This is a genomic window from Syntrophus buswellii (assembly GCF_046097065.1).
GTDB lineage: Bacteria > Desulfobacterota > Syntrophia > Syntrophales > Syntrophaceae > Syntrophus > Syntrophus buswellii.
The window spans coordinates 1,511,117-1,531,580 of sequence record NZ_CP175563.1 but is presented as its reverse complement, the minus strand read 5'-3'; the positions used below and the strand labels follow the sequence as shown (position 1 = coordinate 1,531,580).

19 protein-coding genes are annotated in these 20,464 nt (G+C 54.5%); 15 read left to right on the top strand and 4 right to left on the bottom strand.

The features are described 5' to 3' along the window. Positions 1–3 precede the first annotated feature (3 nt). The 11 genes from ACJ77P_RS06875 to metG all read left to right on the top strand — a co-directional run bounded on the left by ACJ77P_RS06875 (position 4) and on the right by metG (position 10,478). Complete coding sequence (locus ACJ77P_RS06875; RefSeq protein WP_408999340.1) at positions 4–756, top strand: TlyA family RNA methyltransferase; 753 nt, start codon at positions 4–6, stop codon at positions 754–756. Between the two features lie 6 nt (positions 757–762). Continuing rightward, positions 763–2,496, top strand: a complete 1,734-nt coding sequence (gene ispH / locus ACJ77P_RS06870; protein WP_367361140.1) for a 4-hydroxy-3-methylbut-2-enyl diphosphate reductase — start codon at positions 763–765, stop codon at positions 2,494–2,496. A 41-nt stretch (positions 2,497–2,537) separates the two neighbouring features. After that, positions 2,538–3,128 carry a hypothetical protein gene (locus ACJ77P_RS06865; RefSeq protein WP_367361141.1) on the top strand — a complete coding sequence of 197 codons (591 nt, stop codon included), beginning with the start codon at positions 2,538–2,540 and terminating at the stop codon, positions 3,126–3,128. Between the two features lie 86 nt (positions 3,129–3,214). Further along, positions 3,215–3,436 (top strand): NifU family protein, encoded by a 222-nt coding sequence (locus tag ACJ77P_RS06860; protein ID WP_367361142.1) that lies wholly within the window; start codon positions 3,215–3,217, stop codon positions 3,434–3,436. 86 nt (positions 3,437–3,522) lie between these two features. Then, the gene (locus tag ACJ77P_RS06855) at positions 3,523–3,702 is read left to right on the top strand and encodes a DUF362 domain-containing protein (protein WP_367361143.1); all 180 of its coding nucleotides are present in this window, start codon (positions 3,523–3,525) and stop codon (positions 3,700–3,702) included. An 85-nt stretch (positions 3,703–3,787) separates the two neighbouring features. After that, positions 3,788–4,438: a dTMP kinase gene (gene tmk / locus ACJ77P_RS06850; protein WP_367361144.1), complete on the top strand. Its 651-nt coding sequence runs from the start codon at positions 3,788–3,790 to the stop codon at positions 4,436–4,438. 137 nt (positions 4,439–4,575) lie between these two features. Continuing rightward, positions 4,576–5,550 carry a DNA polymerase III subunit delta' gene (holB, locus tag ACJ77P_RS06845; protein ID WP_408999339.1) on the top strand — a complete coding sequence of 325 codons (975 nt, stop codon included), beginning with the start codon at positions 4,576–4,578 and terminating at the stop codon, positions 5,548–5,550. A gap of 69 nt (positions 5,551–5,619) precedes the next feature. Further along, positions 5,620–6,498, top strand: a complete 879-nt coding sequence (locus ACJ77P_RS06840) for a stage 0 sporulation family protein (RefSeq protein WP_408999338.1) — start codon at positions 5,620–5,622, stop codon at positions 6,496–6,498. Between the two features lie 157 nt (positions 6,499–6,655). Beyond that, complete coding sequence (locus ACJ77P_RS06835; RefSeq protein WP_367361147.1) at positions 6,656–7,414, top strand: Nif3-like dinuclear metal center hexameric protein; 759 nt, start codon at positions 6,656–6,658, stop codon at positions 7,412–7,414. A 108-nt stretch (positions 7,415–7,522) separates the two neighbouring features. Further along, on the top strand, positions 7,523–8,521 hold the full coding sequence (locus tag ACJ77P_RS06830; protein ID WP_367361148.1) for a class 1 fructose-bisphosphatase: 999 nt from the start codon (positions 7,523–7,525) through the stop codon (positions 8,519–8,521). 46 nt (positions 8,522–8,567) lie between these two features. Next, entirely contained in the window at positions 8,568–10,478 is a 1,911-nt protein-coding gene (gene metG / locus ACJ77P_RS06825) for a methionine--tRNA ligase (protein ID WP_408999337.1), read from the top strand. Positions 10,479–10,728: 250 nt separating this feature from the next. On the opposite strand, the gene ACJ77P_RS06820 is transcribed toward metG, so the two are convergent. Then, positions 10,729–12,123 (bottom strand): class II fructose-bisphosphate aldolase, encoded by a 1,395-nt coding sequence (locus ACJ77P_RS06820; protein ID WP_408999403.1) that lies wholly within the window; start codon positions 12,121–12,123, stop codon positions 10,729–10,731. A gap of 572 nt (positions 12,124–12,695) precedes the next feature. Continuing rightward, positions 12,696–12,986 carry a hypothetical protein gene (locus ACJ77P_RS06815; protein ID WP_408999336.1) on the bottom strand — a complete coding sequence of 97 codons (291 nt, stop codon included), beginning with the start codon at positions 12,984–12,986 and terminating at the stop codon, positions 12,696–12,698. 149 nt (positions 12,987–13,135) lie between these two features. Here ACJ77P_RS06815 and ACJ77P_RS06810 point away from each other — a divergent pair, with 149 nt between their 5' ends. The 4 genes from ACJ77P_RS06810 (at position 13,136) to ACJ77P_RS06795 (ending at position 18,733) form a co-directional block, all read left to right on the top strand. Next, a complete protein-coding gene (locus ACJ77P_RS06810; protein ID WP_367361152.1) occupies positions 13,136–13,618 on the top strand; it encodes a hypothetical protein in 483 nt (160 codons plus the stop codon). Positions 13,619–13,717: 99 nt separating this feature from the next. Continuing rightward, positions 13,718–15,067, top strand: coding sequence for a phosphomannomutase/phosphoglucomutase (locus tag ACJ77P_RS06805; RefSeq protein WP_367361153.1), 1,350 nt, complete (start codon positions 13,718–13,720; stop codon positions 15,065–15,067). Positions 15,068–15,482: 415 nt separating this feature from the next. Further along, positions 15,483–17,291 carry a translational GTPase TypA gene (gene typA / locus ACJ77P_RS06800; RefSeq protein WP_408999335.1) on the top strand — a complete coding sequence of 603 codons (1,809 nt, stop codon included), beginning with the start codon at positions 15,483–15,485 and terminating at the stop codon, positions 17,289–17,291. An 89-nt stretch (positions 17,292–17,380) separates the two neighbouring features. Continuing rightward, positions 17,381–18,733 (top strand): M23 family metallopeptidase, encoded by a 1,353-nt coding sequence (locus ACJ77P_RS06795; RefSeq protein WP_408999334.1) that lies wholly within the window; start codon positions 17,381–17,383, stop codon positions 18,731–18,733. Positions 18,734–18,786: 53 nt separating this feature from the next. Here the strand turns inward: ACJ77P_RS06795 and rapZ are convergent, their stop codons facing one another. Both rapZ and ACJ77P_RS06785 read right to left on the bottom strand, forming a co-directional pair. Then, entirely contained in the window at positions 18,787–19,650 is an 864-nt protein-coding gene (gene rapZ / locus ACJ77P_RS06790) for an RNase adapter RapZ (protein ID WP_367361156.1), read from the bottom strand. After that, positions 19,647–20,441 carry an HPr kinase/phosphorylase gene (locus tag ACJ77P_RS06785; protein ID WP_367361157.1) on the bottom strand — a complete coding sequence of 265 codons (795 nt, stop codon included), beginning with the start codon at positions 20,439–20,441 and terminating at the stop codon, positions 19,647–19,649. Before ACJ77P_RS06785 ends, rapZ begins: the two co-directional genes overlap by 4 nt. Between the last annotated feature and the right edge of the window lie 23 nt (positions 20,442–20,464).

The following is a 20,464-nucleotide window of genomic DNA, read 5'->3' as shown; positions in this document are numbered from 1 at the left end:
GCCATGAAAACGAAATCAGAAAAAATCCGTCTGGATCAGCTCCTCGTCAAGCAGGGCCTTTCGGTAAGCCGGGAACGTGCCAGGGCCCTGATCCTTGCCGGCGCCGTTCTGGTGGATGACCAAGCCGCTCTCAAGGCCGGTATGCTCGTTTCCTCCCAGGCCCTTGTCCGGATCAGGGGCAAGGAATCCCCCTACGTCAGCCGCGGGGGGCAGAAGCTTCAAGGGGCGCTTGAAGCCTTTTCCATGGATGTCCATGATCTGGTAGCTCTGGATGTCGGGGCCTCCACGGGGGGCTTCACCGATTGCCTTCTCCAGAAGGGCGCCCGCCACGTTTATGCCCTTGACGTCGGTTATGGACAGCTGGCCTGGAAATTGAGGAAGGATCCAAGGGTGACCAGCATCGAAAGAACCAACATCCGGTTTTATGACGGCGCCGGCATGGACGCCCCTGTCGATCTGATCACCATCGATGCCTCGTTCATTTCCCTGAAGCTCGTCATTCCTTCCGCGGTGAAATTCTTAAAACGGGGAGGGCATCTTCTCGCTCTGATCAAGCCTCAGTTTGAAGTGGGAAAGGGACAGGTCGGAAAGGGAGGCATTGTCCGGGAGCCGAATCTTCATCAGCGCGTTCAGGATGAGGTGACCCTCTTTATGGGGGGTTCCGGATTGGAGGTCATCGGAACGGCGGCCTCACCCCTTCCAGGCGCCAGGGGAAACAGGGAGTTCTTCATCTATGCCCGCTTACCGGTGGAATAACGAGAGATGAGCGTTCGAATAGCACAGACGGCCGGGTTTTGCATGGGCGTTCGGCGAGCCGTTGAAATGGTCCTTGAGATCGCCCGTCACAAAGGCCCCAGAACCATCTACACCTATGGCCCGCTGATTCACAATCCGCAAACGGTGGACTTCCTGCGCGCCAGGGGGATTGTCCCTGTCGACGATCTTGATGCGATCCCCTCATCGGAACACAACGCGGCCATCGTCATCCGGGCCCATGGAATTTCCCCGGCTGAACGGCGAAAACTCCGTGAAAAGGGCCTACGGATCATTGACGCAACCTGCCCCAAGGTTGCCCACGTTCAGGCCATCATCCGCAAGCACGCGGCTCAGCATTACGCCATCCTGATCGTCGGCGACGGCGATCATCCCGAGGTAAACGGCCTCCTCGGCCACTCCGGCGGCCATGGCAGGGTCGTCAGCAGCTGTTCCGATGTCGACCGTCTTCCCGATCTGGAAAAGGTGTGCGTCGTTGCCCAGACCACCCAGAGCGTTGATGAATTCAAGGCCGTCGTCCAGCGGGTCCGCGAGAAGTTTCCGGAAACCGTCGTTTACAATACGATCTGCGACTCCACGGAACGGCGCCAGTCTGAAGTCCAGGAACTGGCCTCCCAGACGGAAGCCATGGTGATCGTCGGCGGCAGAAACAGCGCCAATACGCGACGCCTGGCCGACCTGGCGGCCCTTCAGGGCACGCCGACTTTTCACATCGAAACGGCGGACGAACTGAGCGGAGACCTCCTCGTCGGCTTCGATCGCATCGGTCTCTCGGCCGGGGCTTCCACACCGAACTGGATCCTTTCCCGTGTCGTTGACCGGATCACGGAACAGCAGTCGGAAAAAAAGCGAAAGGGTCAGCTGTTCTTCAAGCTCTGGACCCTGGCGGTCCGTACCGATCTGTACTCCGCCCTCGGGGCGGCCTGCCTCTCACTGACAGCCATGCTCCTCGAGCGCGTCCCTGTCAACATCCTGTTTCTTTTAATCACCGCCCTTTATGTTCATGCCATGCACACCTTCAACCGGTTTGTAAACCGGAAGAATTGCACCATCGGCTCCTTTCGGGAGGAGTCCTACCTGAAGCACGAGTATTTTTATCTTTCCGGGGCCATCTTATCCATGCTCACCGGACTGGGCATCGCCATGAGCCAGGGAATCCATGCCTTTCTGCTTCTCTTTTTCATGTCGACCCTGGGGATCCTCTACAATTCTTCCCTGTTGCCCAAAAAATGGCACTATCGAAGCTTGAAGGATCTCCCCGGCTCAAAAAATATCTCCATGGCCCTGGCCTGGGCAACCGTCGTCGCCATCATGCCTGTTGTGGAACGGAAGCCCTCCTTCTCCCCCGAACTCCTCATCGCCTTTCTTTTTACCTTTGGTGTGGTTTTTATCCGCTCGTCCCTTTCCGATATCCTGGATATCCAGAGCGACCGGCTCATCGGCAGGGAGACGATCCCCGTTGTGGTCGGCAAGCAGAAAACGCAGACCCTCCTGGCGGCTATCTGCCTGCTGTTAGCGGTCATGCTGGTTTCCAGCGCTCTCGTCGGCTGGACCTCCCCGCTCTCACTGGTCCTGCTGATAAATTTATTTTATATATGGATTTGTTTCCGACTTTGTGATAGAAGGGCCTCGCTTTCAGGAATAGTCCTTGAGGGGCTTCTGGAAACCAGCTATGTTATCGCAGGGTTGTGCTCTATTCTTTGGGTTGCCGCACGGTCCTGAACAGGGGGATTCCGCAGGCCTTGTAGAAGCGAGAGGTTCTTGTGCACATAAGATTCCGGCATGTCATTCTTGCCATATTACTGATCCTAGCTCTTGCCGGCTGCGGGGGATTGCGCTATTCCGAGGTGGACCCGGAAGCCGGCAATTTTCATCCGGAGCGGATAGGGATCCTGCCCGTCGATGTGGGACCCTATGAAGAGGCCAGGGGGACTGTCGATCAGATCATCGCCGGAGTCGTGAGTGAAAAAAAGTGGTTTACCGATATCGTCTCCGGGAATGATATCCAGCGCCAGCTCCAGGAAAATGAAGAGCTGCGGAAAGTGACGGCCGATTATACTGCGAAGCTCAAAGCCGTCAATTTTTCCGACCCCGATCTGAGCAGGAGAATCGGGGAAATATGCCGCGTTGACGCCTTTCTGGTTGTTTCTCTCGACTACTGGAACTACACGACGGAAGCGACAGACAAGGTGGGAAAGATCGGTCTTTCCATGAAACTCATTTCTGCCGCCGAAGGCAGGGTTCTTTGGAAGGCCGGTCATTCAAGGGCTCAAAAATACCTGCTCATCAAGCCCCAGCTGCCGGATGTGGCCAGAGCCCTCGCCAGGGAGATGATCGCGGAAATGCCCCATTGAAATCGTGACGCGTTCTTTCAGAAGGAGACCGCCATGAGCCATCTTCTCCTGGAAGGGAACAAAAGGAAAAATTGGAGGGTACAAACATGAAAGATAAAGTTGAAGCAGTCCTGAATCAGATCCGGCCCAACCTGAAAGCTGACGGTGGCGATGTTGAGCTGGTCGACGTCAGTGAGGATGGGGTGGTGAAGGTCCGCCTGGTCGGTGCATGCAAGGGGTGTCCCATGTCTCAGATGACCTTGAAGATGGGGATAGAAAAAATGCTCAGGGAAAAGGTCTCCGGAGTCAAGGAAGTGGTTTCGGTTTAAGTGAGTTCATGATATGACCCATTTGCCTGTCAGGTCGATGGATCATGAAATAAAAGAAAACAACATTTTAAAAGGAGATAAAAGTTATGGCGTATGTAATTACCGACGATTGTTTGGCTTGTGGTTCCTGCCAGGATGAGTGCCCCGTTGGAGCGATCAGTGAGGGAGAAGACAAGTACGTAATCGATGCAAATCTGTGCACCGACTGTGGAACGTGTGCGGAACAGTGCCCGGCTGAAGCGATCGTTCCCGGCGAAGCCAAATAAATCTTCAGATTCTTCTTCAAGACGGGGGGAGCACTTCTCGCTTTTTTGGGCGGAAGTACCCCCCTTTTGATTTTTATCACCAGACATGTCTTATTTTATTTCTTTCGAAGGAATTGAAGGGTGCGGGAAAACGACTCAGATCAAACTGGCCGCAAGATTCTTGAGAAAGTGGCGTCTCCCCGTGATGACGACGGAAGAACCGGGAGGCTCTCCCCTCGGGAAAAGGATCCGGAAGCTTCTTTTGAAGCGCGGCCCCTTTGACATCTGTGACGAGGCGGAAACACTGCTTTTTCTGGCGGCCCGCGCTCAGCATATCCGCGAGGTCATCCGCCCCGCCCTGGTCCGTGGGAATTGGATTCTCTGCGACCGGTTTTCAGACGCCACCATGGTTTACCAGGGCCTCGTACGGGGCATTGACGCAACATGGATCCGCACGCTGGATGAGTTCGCCACCTCCTCCCTGAAGCCACACCTGACCTTTCTCTTCGATCTTCCCGCGGAAACGGGCATTCGCCGGGCCCTGCAGCGGATGTCCGGCGTTCCGGAAAAGGCAAGGGAGGACCGCTTCGAACAGGAGGGGCTGATTTTTCACGAAAAAATCCGCAAGGGCTATCTTTCCCTCGCAAGGCAGGAGCCGGACAGGTTCCGCGTCATCGACGCGACCGGGGATGTTGCTTCCATATCCCTTGAGGTGTGCCGTCATCTCAAGGCTTTCCTGAGCGCAGACGGCGGCTGAGCACCGCTCCGGCGCTCTTCCAACCCCTGAAATCCCCTGAAGGGCTCGGCCGGTTCCTGCGGCCATTGCAAGCTTCAGCCGAGGTCGCCGTCAACCGGGGCCCAAACCCCTTCAAATCAGAGCATAGGACTATTTTCATGTCATTCAAGGATATCCTGGGCCACCCGAAACCCGTCAGCATCCTTCAGAATGCCCTGCGTCATGACCGTCTTGCCCACGCCTATCTTTTTCACGGCATGGACGGCATCGGCAAACGCACCCTCGCCTTGACCTTCGCCAAGGCGTTGAACTGCCGGCAAGCCGCCTTCGATTCCTGCGATTCCTGCCTTTCCTGCCTCAAGACCGATCACAGGAATCATCCGGACGTTGAAACCGTGGAGGCGGACGGAGCCTTCATCCGGATCGATGCCGTCAAAGGCCTTCAGGAAAGGATGAAATTCAAACCCATGGAGGGCCGCAAACGCATCGCCCTTATCCTGGATGCCGACCGTTTGAACAACGCAGCGGCTAACGCCCTTCTGAAAACCCTTGAGGAGCCCTCTGCATCCAATATCCTGATTCTGGTAACGGCCAGGCCATACTCCCTGCCGCTCACCATTCTTTCAAGGTGTCAGCAGATCCGGTTCAATCCCCTTCCGCAGGAGATCGTGCTGACCCTTCTCGCCGAGCGGTCTTCTCTGGAGGAATCTCACGCCCGCCTGCTGTCAGCCGCTTCCAGCGGCAGCATCGGCAAAGCCCTGGAGCTCAATCGCGAGTCCTTTCTTGCGTTGAAAGAGGAATGCCTGGATTATCTTTCCAGGATGCAACAGGATGAGCCTCTTCAGCATTTGTCTTTTCTTCGTTTTTTAGTCGATGACAGGAAAGACATCCAGGATAAGCTCGATTTCCTCAAAACGTTTTTCCGGGACCTTCTGATTTTCAAAGAAACAGGGAGGGGTGACGGCCTTATGCACAGGGACCGCCTGGACCTGATTGCGGCCTTGTCCGAGAGGCGAACCCCTGCAGAAATTCTGATGAACGTGCAGGCCATTGAAGAGGCCATTCATCAATTGGAGCAAAATGCGAATAAATCGTTGACTTTGGAGGTTATGATGTTTAGACTTTCGATCTAACCTTGATAAGCGCCTTCCAATACGCACATCTTCGTTCCGATCCAGGTTGAACTGCAGGGGAAAACCCAGATGGCGAAGGCCATGCCGGTTACGCCCGGCAAAGCGTTGCCGGAATCGTCGGGAAGGCGCGTGAATTGCAGTAGAAGTGAGCCGAACTTTCAGGAGACCATACAGCCTGTGCTAAAAACCATCGTTGGTGTCAAGTTTAAAAAAGAAGGAAAGATCTACAACTTCGACGCAGGGGACCTTGCGATCCTGGTGAATGATCCGGTGATCGTCTCGACAGACGACGGAACATCCATGGGAACGGTTCTCACAAGCCCCCGATCCGTTCCGGAGGAGGACATCCAGACCCCCTTGAAACCCGTGATTCGTAAAGTGACGGAAGAAGATCTGCGCATTCGCGACAGCAACAGGACTCTCGAAGAGAGTTGCTTCTCCTTCTGTTCCGAAAGAATCAAGATACGGAATCTGCCCATGAAGCTGATTGATGTGGAATGCCTTTTTGACAGGAGCAAGATCATCTTCTACTTCACGGCGGAAAATCGCGTGGATTTCCGGGAGATCGTCAAGGATCTTGCACAGAAATACAAAACCAAGATCGAGCTGAGGCAGATCGGGGCCCGCCAGGAGGCAAGGATCGTCAAGGGCATGGGGGTTTGCGGACGCGAAGTCTGCTGCGTCAACCTGCTTCACAATCTGGACCGCGTTTCCGTCAAAATGGCCAAGGAGCAGAATATGTCCCTCAACCCGGAAAAGATTTCCGGGCTCTGCGGCAGGCTCATGTGCTGCCTTGCCTTTGAGTACGAATGCTACCGGGAACGAAAAAAGGACAAGGGCGCCCAAAGCCGAAAAGAGAATGCCGGCTCCGCCGATCACCCGTCTTCGGAAAAACCTCCGCAGAAACCGGGCCGTGGGGATCACCGGAATGATCCCCGCAGCCATTGACGCCCCTGGAGCATCCTGCTTCCTGTCCCGGAGGAGAACGCCTTTCCGGGGATTGGCGGGCGAAACGTCAAAACTTTTTTGAAGTGGTTGACTTAAAGGCGCCATCTGTTATGATGTCGCGCTAGTATTTTACAGGATGCACTTTCTGCAGGAATTAATGGAACGAAACGTCATCACGGACTATCTTGACTCCTACTTGGAAATCGGCTCCTTTACAGATGATTCGGCAAACGGTCTCCAGGTTGAAAACAGCGGAACCGTCGACCGGATCGGCCTGGCCGTCGATGCCTGCCATGAGTCGATCACCAAGGCGGCACAGGCGGGCTGCAATCTCCTTGTCGTTCATCACGGGCTCTACTGGGGGCGCCAGGAGCTGGTTCTGGACCATCACTATCAGCGGATACGGGATCTGATCATCGCCGACATGGCGCTGTATACAGCTCACATTCCCCTCGACGCCCATCCTGAAATCGGACATAACCGTGTTATCGCAGAGCATCTTGAACTGGTCGATGCTGAACCCTTTGCCCTCTATCACGGCAGGGCGATCGGCGTAAAGGGACGATTCAAGAGGCTTTTTTCACGAACCGAAGCAGCGTCTGAAGTCGAGAAGGTCATCGGTTGCCGTCAGGGTTTTTTAACCTTCGGCCCGGATATCATCTCGACCGCCGCCATTGTCGCCGGCTCGGCCACCGATACCGCGCTTTTCAGGGAATTGAAACGGGAGGGAATCGATCTCTTCATCACCGGCGAGCCGAAGCACGGCGCGTTTCACCTGGCCCGGGAATTCGGGCTGAACATTTTTTATGGCGGCCATTACCAGACGGAAACGTTCGGGATGAAGGCGCTGGGAGAGCATCTTCACAAGCGTTTTTCCATTCCTGTTTCTTTTGTCGACGCGCCCTGCATCTTCTAAGATCGCGCATGCGCCGCGCCCCGGGGCCGCACTTTCGGCATTCGATTCCGCGGCAAAAAGCGCTTTAGCTAGAAAGTCTTTCTTAACCATAATTTACAGGAGGGTGACATGCCAGTAGAGTTTGAACAGACGTTTCGTAATTTTTTGATGTTGCACCAGGAAAAGCATAACCGCACCTATCACTTCCTGATTCTCATGGATTCCATCATTGCCGCGGCAAAGCGAATTGAACTTTATTACCGAACCGGCGCCCTCAAGGGAAATCTCGGCGTGGCCGGATCGATCAATATCCAGGGCGAGAATGTCATGAAGATGGACGACATCGCCAACGAGATCGTGCTCCACTACCTGGCCTCGAACAAGCGCGTGATCCAGGTGGTAAGCGAAGAGTGTGATGACATTGTTGACATGAACAAAGAGGGCGGCCGCTACTTTGTCTATTTCGATCCCCTGGACGGATCATCCAACGTGTCCCATGGGCTGCCTGTGGGGTTCATGTTCGGGATTGCCAAGCGGTTTCTCGATGGCGATATGCGGGGCCCTGAGGATTATCACCTCCGCGAAGGCAGCGAGTACATCGCAGCAGGCATGTTCGTCATTCCAACGGGGATGTTCACCCTGGCACTGCGCGACGCAGGCTGCTGGCGCTTCCATTCCGACGAAACCTCAACCTACGTCAAGCCGGTTCAATTGACCATGCCCGACAATCCAAAAACCTGGGAATTGTCCTTCAACGCCGGAAACACAAACGTCTTCAGCGATAAAGTGCAGAAGTGGATCGGGGCCAATTTGAACAAATACAAGTTCCGCTATATCGGCGCCCTTGCCGGCGACTTTCACCGCCTGCTGTCAAACGGCGGCCTTTTCATGTATCCTGCCATCGTCAACCATCCGAATCCCAAGGAAAATCGTCCTCAGGGTAAACTCAGGCTTCTGTATGAGGCCAATGTCGCGGCGTTCATGTGCCGGGAAGCCGGCGGCGACGCCATCGATGAAACGGGCACACGCATTCTTGATCTGAAGCCGGCGGCGCATCACCAGCGTACCACGCTGTACGTCGGCTCAAAACCGATTATTGATGACCTGGCCGCAGCGCTCAAGGCTTAGGAGAATCTCTCTTGAAATCGTTTCTTTTCTTTGTGGATTGAGAGCCATGGAAAATACCTATTACGTCACAACACCCATTTACTATGTCAATGCCTCCCCCCATCTCGGGCATGCCTATACAACCATCGTCGCTGATGTTCTGGCCCGTTATCATCGGCTGTCGGGACATCGGACGTTCTTTCTCACGGGCACGGACGAACATGGCGACAAGATCGCCGAAGCCGCCGACAAGAGCGGCGTCACGCCGAAAGCTTACGCAGACCGGATCAGCAGCCAGTTCCGTGAACTTTGGCCGAAGCTTTCCGTCACGAACGATTTCTTCATCCGGACAACGGATGCCAGGCACATCGAAACCGTGCAGACGATTCTGCGAAAGGTCTATGACGCCGGCGATATCTATTTCGGTCATTATGAAGGGTTCTACTGCGTCGGCTGCGAACGCTTTTACACGGAAAAAGAGCTGGTCGACGGGAAATGCCCGGACCACCAGACAGAGCCTGAATTCCGCAAGGAAAGCAACTATTTTTTCCGAATGAGCAGATATCAGGAGTGGCTGATTGCCCATATCAAGGAACACCCGGACTTTATCCGGCCGGAACGCTATCGGAATGAAGTGCTGGCCTTCCTTCGCGAGCCCCTGGAGGATCTGTGCATTTCCAGGCCGAAAGCACGCCTGAGCTGGGGGATTACCCTGCCCTTTGACGAAAACTATGTAACCTATGTCTGGTTTGACGCGCTGATCAACTATATTTCCGGAATCGACTATCCCGACGGCGAAAATTTCCGCACCTTCTGGCCGGTGGCCGAACATCTGATTGCCAAGGACATCCTCAAGCCTCATGGCATCTACTGGCCCACCATGCTCAAAGCCGCGGGCATCGAACCCTATTCTCATCTGAATGTTCACGGCTACTGGAATGTCGACTCAAGCAAGATGTCGAAAAGCATCGGCAATGTTGTCCGCCCTCTCGATCTGAAGGACAAATACGGGCTGGATGCCTTCCGCTATTATCTTCTCCGGGAAATGGTTTTCGGCCTGGACTCGAGCTTCAGTGAGGAGAGCTTCGTTCTGCGGGTCAATGCGGAACTGGCCAACGATCTGGGGAATCTTGTCAGCCGGGTTACGTCCATGGCCATGAAATTCTGCCAGGGAGCCGTACCGGCGGTCACGGAGGTGACCGGAGCCGACCGTATCCTCGCCGATACGGCCTTCAGGGTTCTTGCTGAAGTCAAAACCTCTTTCCGGGAATTGACTTTTCACAAGGCCCTGATGTCCATCTGGGATTATATCGGCACGGCCAATCGCTACATCGTGGAACAGGAACCCTGGAACCTGGCCAAGGACCAGTCGAAAAAGGCCAAACTGGATGAGGTGATTTATTCCCTGCTGGAAACCCTCCGGGTGATCGCGGTTTTGATCTCCCCCTTCATGCCCGGTTCTGCGGAGAAGATTTTGCTGCAACTGGGGATCGCCCATCCTGACAGGGAAAATTTCGGAACGATCCGCACCTGGGGCGCCCTTGCCCCCGGCCTGCGCCTGCAGCGAGGCGAAGCCCTGTTCCCGCGGATCGATTACAGGTCGGAGACCGCGGCCGTCGAGCAGAAAATCCCCGCACCGCCCCCGCCGATCAAACCGGAGGTTTCTTACGAGGATTTCGAGAAGATCGATCTCCGGGTTGCCCGGATCCTGGAGGCCGAGATCGTTCCCAAATCGGCCAAGCTGCTGAAGCTCAAGATCGACATCGGTGAAGAGCGGACGGTGGTCGCCGGCATTGCCAAGGACTATGCGCCGGAGCAGCTCGTGGGCAAATCCATCGTGATTGTGGCCAACCTCAAACCGGCAAAATTGATGGGAATTGAATCCCGGGGGATGCTTCTGGCCACGGATACAACCGATGAGGGCATCACCGTCCTGTCCTTTGACCGCGAGCCGAGAACCGGGGCAAAGGTCCGGTAACGTCTTCCGGAAATGGTCTACATGCATCAGGCCGTCCAACAACCTTTTCCACTCACGCCCAATGCCTCGCATCTCTCGAATTTTAGCGCCTTGGCGGGCTGATTCCGAAGCCGGGCTGAAAGCATACCATCAAAGAGAGGCGGACGGGGTTATGTTCCAGATTCGTCCCCGTCCGGCTCTCTTTCATTTGCATCCGCGACCATTCTCCGGAAAATTTCCTTCAAAACGTCGTCGTTTTCTTTACGTTCATCTATCCCTTCAATGCGGCGGGAGCCTTCAAGGGGACCTCCACGGCCGAAACGAACTTGCGCACAACCGCTTCGGTGTTGGCCACATTTAATTTCCGGAACAGAAAGGTAAACTGGTTTTCCAGCTCCGTACTGATCTGCTTCAATGTTTCCGGCGGAAGCTGCCAGAGTTCCTGCTTGAAAGGTCCAAACCCCTTTTTGCGGGTTTTATAGATAAATTGCTCCTCCGTATCCTTTTCCTTCTTTTCCCCCGCCATCTCACGCTGCAGGTACTCATAAATCCGGTCCTTCAAGTCTACGGGGAAATGGGCACTGTCGTAAATGATGTTCTGGAAACCGGTTGCCAGATGAATCTCTGCCGTTCCGATTGCCGGGAACCTGTCAAAGGCCTCGTTGGGCAGCGTGGACGCACCATGCTGAACAGCGCCGGAAAGTCCGTAACGGCTCCGGGAGACTTCCGACAGCTTTTCCAGGGTTTCAAAATCCAGCTTCACCTTGGCCACACTTCCATCGGCCAGGGGAACGCCACCGTGGGTGGTCCCCGTCTGAACGCTTATTTTGCTGATTCCCTTCAAGTCAGGCCCGTAGCTCTTCAGGGCCTCGAGATATCCATCCATAAAGGCCTGAAGCTCTTCAACGGTACTGTTTTTGCCGCCCACCTCACCGATTTCACCCCCGACGGATACCGTGATACCCGCCGGCTCCAGATCCCGGATCACGCTTGTCAATTCTGCGGCAAGGTCGAAATTTGTCTTCTGCTGTTCATCAATGGTGGGTTTTGACAGGTCCACGAGGGTGGAAGTGTCGACATCGATGTTGTAGAATCCGGCTTCAAGGGCTTCCCAGATAAGGTCCTTGACGCCCTTGACTTCCTTTTCCCCATCGGCGGCAAATTTCTTGGCATTGACCTGGAAGTGATCTCCCTGAAGAAAGATGGGGCCGTGGAATCCGGTTTTTATGGCTGCTGCTGTCACTGCGCTCGTATATTCAATGGGCCTCTGTTTTGTATAGTCAATTTCCGAACGGGCAATTTCAAAAATGACGGCGCCGACGGAGTCTTTCAACGCCGCACGGAAAATGGCCTGGGCCACCTCATAGGTCAAGGCCCTGATGTTGATGGCCGGAACGGTAAAGCCCGTCACTTCCTTTCTGCCCATGGCCTCATAGAGGGACTGAATGGACGATGACAGGATCCCCAGCGCGGCTCCGCTTTGCCGAATGAGCCACGAAGCCGCCTCTTTGACTTCCGGCAGGGCACTGAATACCGCCGTAAAAATGAGAGAATCAATAAGCGAATTTCTCAATATCTCTTCATTCAACACCTTGACCTGATCTCCCTTTACCTCCAGGACACCTTCACAGCCTTTTTTCAATTCATCCACACTGTTGAAAATCATCATCTCCACCTTTCTCTTTTGTCTTGATCTTCCTGTTTCCGTTTACGGTCAAACCTTCAGAACGCCGTTCCGTTCAGGCGCGCCTTTTTTCTCCCTCTACCGCTCAAGCCCCCTGGTCCGCTCTGCCGCGTATCCCGCCCGCAGACGGCATTGCGGATCTCTTCACCTGCTCGCGGATTGTTGCCTGTAGCGACTTTAATGACCAAGAAACCGCCTTCCGACTGCACCGCAACCGAAAAAATATCCGCTGTTTTCAGCGGTTAAGAACGACAGAGAGTTGTTTCTATTTTTGATATCGCCCGGTATGAGCTTGCTTTGCAATTTCGATTGCCTTAAAAAGTCTTGAAATACAATGTTCTTGGTTGATACAGGGAGGGTAACGCGGCCGCAGCGATGGAAGACGCCGCTGATTTTTTATTGCGGTAATATATCTTGAAATGGCCTTGCTTGCAACCAATTTTTATGATTAGAAAGGCGGTCAAATCCTCATGCCTCAACCATCATCGGGATGTCGTAACCTAATCCACCTTGATGAACAACCTCATGATCGCCCCGGGCAATCGAAGAAGCAGTCAGAGGCTCGACATCACCATGCCGGAGAGAACCCCGAAGCCCGTAACGACCATCAGTCCCTGAATGGAGAACGGTCCGGTTACGGCTTTCAGGATATGGAGAAACAGGGGTGGATGCAAAGGAAAAAGGCCGAGGGAAAGGGCAATCAGCGGAAGGATCAGCCACTGTGTCCGCCCGATCCAGATTCTTTCAATAAAAAGCGACGTCAGAATCATGGTCATGACGAAATAAACGAGATTGAAAAGGATTAACAATGCGTCACTGATTCCTGGAGATGATATTGCATTCATTTTGTTTGTCCTCAGGACTAACATAATCATTTATTCTTAGGGGACAAGGCGCACAGGGCAGTTTTTCATGAAGAGCGGATCGAATCTGATCCCGGTACGCACGCTCCTCTCATGGACTTGCAAACTTCCACTCAGAAAGGTATTGCCGAATGAAAGCACATTCAGACCGGAAGCTCGGCGGCAGGGACAACAGGCCCTTGAGGCGTTGCATCGTATTGCTGGCCGCGCTTCTTGTTCTGATCAGCCTGTCTGCCTGCGGCGCTTCGGTCGGGCAGACGCTTATATCTCAGCCTGATGAATTTACTTACACCTACGAAGCGAAAGAAAAATTTGTTCTCAGGGCCATTGAACGAGTCCTCAAGGAAAAAAAAATGGGGACCAACATTCGGATCGATGAAGAAAAGCACCTTGTGGAATCCGATTTTGTCGTTCTGGATGATTGGCGGACCCGAAGTCTCGCCAGGACCCGGACACTCAACTGGAAGGAAACGGAAGTGACTCTTTCCGTGGTTGCGGAAAAGAAAACCCCTTCGGGATGGGAAATGCGCCGCCTGCTGGAAAAAGAGCAGTATACCAAAATTTTTGATACGATCGATCTCAAGATTTACGAAGAGATGTACAGGACGCAATGACAGAGCCGGATTTTCGCCCCCGAAGGAAGGGTGGTAAGCCTGGCTGGACGGACGTTGTCTTGCCCAGGCGGCAAGAAGGTCAAGAGGAAAAACAGATCCATGAACCCTGCCATTTTTCGGGAATACGATCTTCGCGGCGTCGTTGAAAAAGATCTGAATGACGAACGGGTTTATACGCTGGGGCGTGCGATCGGGACGTACGCCGTCCACCACGGCGCGACCCTGCTCACGACCGGGAGGGACTGCCGCCTCAGTTCAGATGGGTATCAGCAGGTTCTCAATGCCGGCCTGCGCAGGGCCGGCATTGACGTCATCGACATCGGCCTTTGCGCAACCCCCATCCTGTACTTTTCCATCCGCCATTGCCAGGCACACGGCGGGATCATGGTTACCGGAAGCCACAACCCACCGGAATTTAATGGTTTTAAGGTATGCATCGGCCAGGATGCACTCCATGGCGAAGAAATCCAAGCCCTGAGAAGGATTGCCGAATCGGGAGATTTTGCCCAAGGCGAAGGTCGTTTACAAATGCGATCCATCGCGAAAGACTATGAAGACTACCTCTGCAGTTCCTTTTCGCTGAAACCGGGCATCCGGGTCGTTCTCGATGGAGGGAACGGCGTTGGGGGATATTTTGCCGCCCCCATCCTGAAGCGGCTGGGCTGCCGGACTCAGGAGCTCTTCTGCGAACCGGACGGGCGATTTCCGAACCATTTCCCCGACCCGACGATCCCGGAAAACCTGTATGAGCTCACACGGCAGGTGACAGCGGAACATGCCGATGTCGGGTTGGCATACGACGGCGATGCGGACCGCCTGGGCGTTGTCTCGAATACCGGCAGAATCCTGTGGGGTGACGAACTGCTGATTCTCTTTTCCCGCGCCGTTCTCGAAAAGCATCCCGGAGCCGCCATCATCGGTGAAGTGAAATGTTCACAGAAGCTTTTTGACGATATTTCCAGCCACGGCGGCAAAGCCATCATGTGGAAGGCCGGCCACTCCCTGATCAAGGCCAAAATGAAGGAAGAGAAGGCGATGCTCGCCGGCGAAATGAGCGGCCACGTGTTTTTTGCAGACCGCTATTTCGGATACGACGATGCCATTTACGCCTCTCTGCGGCTCCTCGAAATGCTTTCCCGGACGGGGAAGTCCGTCAGCGAACTCATGGCGGACATTCCGGAAACCTGCACCACGCCGGAGATCCGAATCGCCTGCCCCGACGATGTGAAGTTCCGCCTCGTGGAGGAGCTCCGGGATCATTTTCGCACCCTCGGCCCCGTCATCGACATCGATGGAGTCCGTATTCCCTTCGCCGACGGATGGGGGCTTGTCCGCTGCTCAAACACGCAGCCGGTATTGGTTCTCCGCTTTGAGGCGGCGACGAAAGATCGCCTGGAGTTCATCCGCTCCACCATTGAAAAGGTCGTCTTCGATAAACTTCCCTCCTGATTTCTTTTCCGGATCATCAACAAATTGTTGCCAATTGACAACTTTCCTGTTATCAGCCTAAGCGAAGTTTCAAACATCAGGCGAATTCCAACCCGGAGACGAAAAAGGGACGGCAGGATGGCTGCGGTACCGCACGTCCCGGAAGAGGCATGCGGCAGAAATCCATGTCGATGAGCCGACAGCGGGGGCGGTCAGGAAAACGCTTCGATACGGAACGCAGTAGAAGTGTCGTGACATGGTCAGAAGAATAGTGCATAAACGGATACATCGATTGAACAACCCAGCTTTGTTTAACGCTTTCCATTTTTATCCAACCGCCTATCCTCTCGAGCACAGCCGGTCAGGTTACTTTATCGCCGGTTGAATCCGGAAATCACCCCTCTCGAAATCGTTTTAAAAAAGGATATAAGGCAGCATGAATATTAGAAATGTAGCAATTATCGCCCATGTCGACCATGGCAAGACCACGCTGGTCGACAAGCTCCTCATCCAGAGCAAAATTTTCCGCGACAACCAGGAGGTGCGGGATTGCTTTCTTGATTCCAATGACCTCGAGCGCGAACGGGGCATCACCATTTTGTCCAAGAACATTTCCATCACCTACGGCGGTCATAAAATCAACATTATCGACACTCCGGGACATTCCGATTTCGGCGGAGAGGTGGAACGGGTTTTGAAGATGGCCGATGGAGCAATTCTTCTCGTGGATTCTTTCGAAGGCGCAATGCCCCAGACGCGCTTTGTTCTGCAGAAAGCCCTCTCCTTCAATCTGACGCCCATCCTGGTCATCAACAAGATGGACAAACCGAACCGGCGGCCCGCAGAGGTTCTGGACGAAGTGTACGATCTCTTCATCGATCTGGGCGCTGACGACGAACAGATGGAATTTCCCGTCCTCTATGCCTCCAGCCGTTTTGGCTGGTCATCTCTTTCCCCCGATGTGCAGGGGACGGATCTGACCCCTCTTCTGGATGCCGTGATCACCTCCATCCCTCCCCCGAAAGAAGCGGAAGGCCCCTTACAGATGCAGGTCACCACGGTTGACTATTCGGACTATGTGGGCAGGATCGCCATCGGACGTATTTTCCGCGGAACAATCCGCTCCGGGATGCCCGTATCCGTCATAAAGCGTGACGGCTTCACTCAGAAATCAGTCGTAAAGGACGTGTTCCTCTTCGAGGGGCTGCAGCGTAATAAAGCCGCTGAAGTCCCCTGCGGAGACATCTGCGCCGTCCTCGGTCCGGAAGACATCGATATCGGGGATACGATCTCGGACGTCGATTATCCGGAGCCTCTGCCCATCATCCCCGTGGATGAACCGACGATGAGCATGACTTTTTCCCACAACGATTCTCCCTTTTTCGGGAAGGAAGGGCGGTATGTCACGAGCCGCCATCTGCGGGACCGGCTGCACAGAGAGATCAAGAGCGACGTTGCCCTGCGCGTGGAGGCTGCCCCGGGAACGGAATCCCTCAAGGTCTATGGACGGGGCATACTGCACCTTTCCATCCTGATTGAAACAATGCGCCGGGAAGGCTATGAGTTCCAGGTGGGCCAGCCGCATGTCATCTACAAGGAAATCAACAACCGGAAGGCAGAACCCATCGAGCTTCTCATTGTGGACATACCGGCCGATCTCTCCGGCCGAGTCATTGAAGTGGTCGGCAAAAAGCGGGGAGAACTCAAGAAAATCGATTCCATCGGGGGTCGGTCCCGTCTGGAGTTCCATATCCCGGCGCGCGGAATGATCGGATTGCGGAACCGCCTTCTCAACGCCACCGCAGGCGAGGCCGTCATCCATCATCAGTTTTACCAGTATGAGCCCTTCAAGGGCTCCATCCCCCATCGGCAGAACGGCGTGCTCATCTCCATGCAGGATGGCCCGGCCACAGCTTACGCCCTCGATGCCCTGCAGGCCAGGGGGCGGTTTTTCATCTCTCCCGGAGAGGTGGTCTATGAAGGCCAGGTTGTCGGGGAGCACAACAAGGAGGAGGACATGGTCGTCAATGTTCAGAAGGCTAAAAAGCTGACGAACATGCGCGCGTCAGGGAGCGACGAAGCGGTCAAGCTGTCTCCCCCTGTCGTCTTTTCCCTCGAGGAAGCCCTGGAATACATCAATGAAGGGGAACGAGTTGAAATCACGCCTAAATCCATTCGGCTCCGCAAAAAGATCCTCGGAGAGTGGGAGCGGCGAAAGGCGGATCGCCTGGAAAGCAGAGCTTAGTCAGCCCGGCCTTTGGACTTGATAAACCGCCGCAAAGGAATTATAAAGGGCTCCAGTTGCAACACCTGATCCCCGGAGGATGGAAAGCCATGACGTTTGTACAACCCAGCAAGAACCGGAAGCATTATCTTCTGATCGGATCCGCCGTTATCGCCGTTCTGGCCGTTGCCGCCTGGCTGCTTCTCGGGCAACGCCTTGAATTCGGAAAGCCCTCCTTTACCTCGAAGGGCGAAATTCGAACGATTGGATGGAATACACCCCTGACTCTGAACTTTTCCGACTCCAAAAGCGGCCTTTCCAGAACAGCGGTAGCCCTTACCCAGGACGGCAAAACATACCCCCTTTCCACGCTCACCTACCCCTCTGGGAAATACAAGTCCCACGAAGTCCGTGTGATCCTTGACCCGGCTAAACTCAAGCTTCGCGAAGGCCCGGCCACCCTCCACATCTCCGCGGCGGATGGCGCCCTGTTCGGCAATTCGATGACCGCGGACCGGCCCGTGATGATCGACTTCGGTCCGCCCCAGATCCTTCTTCTGAGCACACAGAACCATCTCAATCCCGGCGGAACCGGCGTGTTGACCTACCGCGTCTCGGAACCCGTTTCCGTCACAGGGGTATATATCGATCAGGCGTTCTTCAGAGCCTATCCGGTTTCCCTGTCCGGACAGCCCGGTTTTATCTGCTATGTGCCCGTGCCGATGGACGCCGGAAGCAAACCGATGCATCTTCGGATAGTAGCCAGGGATCTTGGCGGAAATGAATCCTCGTCGACGGTACCCTATGTTCTTCTGAAAAAAACATTCCGAAGTGACAGGATGATGCTGAGCGATTCCTTTCTCCAGCAGAAAATGCCGGAATTTCAGGCATCCAATCCGCCATTGAGAGGCAAGAACCTCCTTGAAACCTTTATTTACGTCAATTCACAGATCAGGGAAGCGAATTTCAAAACAATCCAGGGGATATGCGAAAAAAGTGAACCCAGGCAGCTCTGGAGCGACACCTTCCTGAGAATGAAAAATGCCTCCCCCATGGCCCTCTTCGGCGATCGGAGGACCTATATCTACGGGGGACAGACCGTTGGTGAAAGTGTTCACGGGGGAGTCGATCTTGCTTCGACCGCACAGGCCCCCATTGAGGCGGCCAACAGCGGCATCGTGGTTTTTGCCGGCCCACTGGGCATTTACGGAAATACCGTCATCATCGACCATGGCTTCGGGCTTTTCACCCTGTATGCCCACCTCTCCTCGATTTCGGTTAAGGGTTCCCAATCCGTCTCGAGGGGGGACGTCCTCGGCGCAAGCGGCCTGACAGGCCTTGCTGGAGGCGATCATCTGCACTTCGGGATCATGGCGGGAGGGCGGTTTGTCAATCCCCAGGAATGGTGGGATCCTCATTGGATCAACGACAATGTCCTGAAGAAACTGCAGATCGGCGCCTAATGAACTCCCACTGCCCTGCCCGGTAAAATCAACGCCGGCAAGTCATGGGATTTTCAACTCTTATCGATATCGCGGTGGTCCACGTTGACGGGATAATCCTGTTTGGAAAAGTAGGACATCAATTCATTCGCCATGACGACGGAGCGATGTTTCCCCCCGGTACAGCCCACGGCGATCGTCAGCCTGGGTTTTCCTTCCTTTTCGTAAAGGGGCATCAGAAATTCCATCATGTCCAGTAACTTCTGGAGAAAAATGACGCTCTCCTCGGCACTCAGGACATAGTCCCGGACCTCTTCATTGTACCCGTTAAAATTTTTCAACTCCGCCACATAATAGGGGTTTGAAAGAAAACGGACATCGATGACCAGGTCGGCATCAACAGGAATTCCATAGCGGTAGCCAAAAGAAATGACCAGAATGTAGAGCCGCCTGGCTGTTGACGAGGACAGGAAATGGCGCTGCACGGCATCCTTTAACTGATGAACGTTGCAGGATGATGTATCAATGACCCTGTCCGCCATCTCCTTGAGGTTTCGAAGCAGCATCCGCTCCCGGTGAATCCCCTCCATGACGGAAGCCTGTGACAGGGGATGGACCCGCCTCGTTTCACTGAACCGGTGAAGGAGGGCATCATCTCCGGCGTCCAGAAAGAGGATCTCGATCTTGTACCCCTCCCGTTGAAGCTGCTCGAAGACGCCTTTGTAGGTCTGGATGAAGGTATTTTCCCTCAAATCCATAACCATGGCCACTTGACATATATTTTTCGGTTGAGCGGATTGTATTTCGAGAAATTGCGGAAGCAGGGCAACGGGCAGATTGTCCACGCAATAAAATCCGATATCTTCCAAGGCCCTCAATGCCGTGGTTTTTCCCGAACCGGAAAGACCGGTAATGATCACCACCCGAAGCGATTTCAATGGTTTCTCCCCATGCCCGTCATCGCCCGTATCGACGTATCCACCTTCGATGCCATGCCCACCGCATCTCCCGTTACAGGAAGGGACCTTCCGTAAACGGGAGTTTCCAGAATGTCCAGCGTTCTCAAGGGATGGCCACGCTCAGTTCCCTGGCCCATCCCCTCCTCTTCAACCAGTTCCACAAAGCAATCAATCCTGGATTCGGCCAGAATCGCCGACCTGTCCAGGACTTGCTCGGCTCGGACGATTCCCCTTCCCTTTATTTCCAGGAGTGGGAATTCGGGGTTCCAATTGCTGCCGTAGATGCGGCCCCCGCTTCTTTTCCTTGCGACAACAACGTCATCGGCAATCCAGCGATACCCGCGCTTAACAAGCTCCAGGGCGCAGGTCGTTTTCCCCAGGCCGCTTTCCCCCAGGATCAACATCCCCCTTCCGTCGAAACTGACCAATCCCCCGGAAAGCGACGTCTCTTTGCCGGTGTGCTCCCTGAACAGTCCGGTCAGCCGGCTTTCCAGGAGAAATTCATCGTACGCGGATGCAAAGAGCAGCGTTTCAGACGGTCCGACGGCTTGGATCAGGGATTCCGGAATGCGCCCCGTTCCGGCCAGTGCAATGCAGGCCCATGTTGAAGAGCGACCGCTTGAAAAAGAGCGGGACCATGAAGGCGGGAAGATCGGCACGCCCTTCCCGGAAGGAGAGGCGTGCAATGGAAAAATACCGATCGTTTCCGGAAGGGGAAAACAGGATAAATCAATCCGGTTGTTAAGCCTGGTGATGCGAAGTCTGCTCAAGGGCCTTCCCGGGCCGGCTCCGC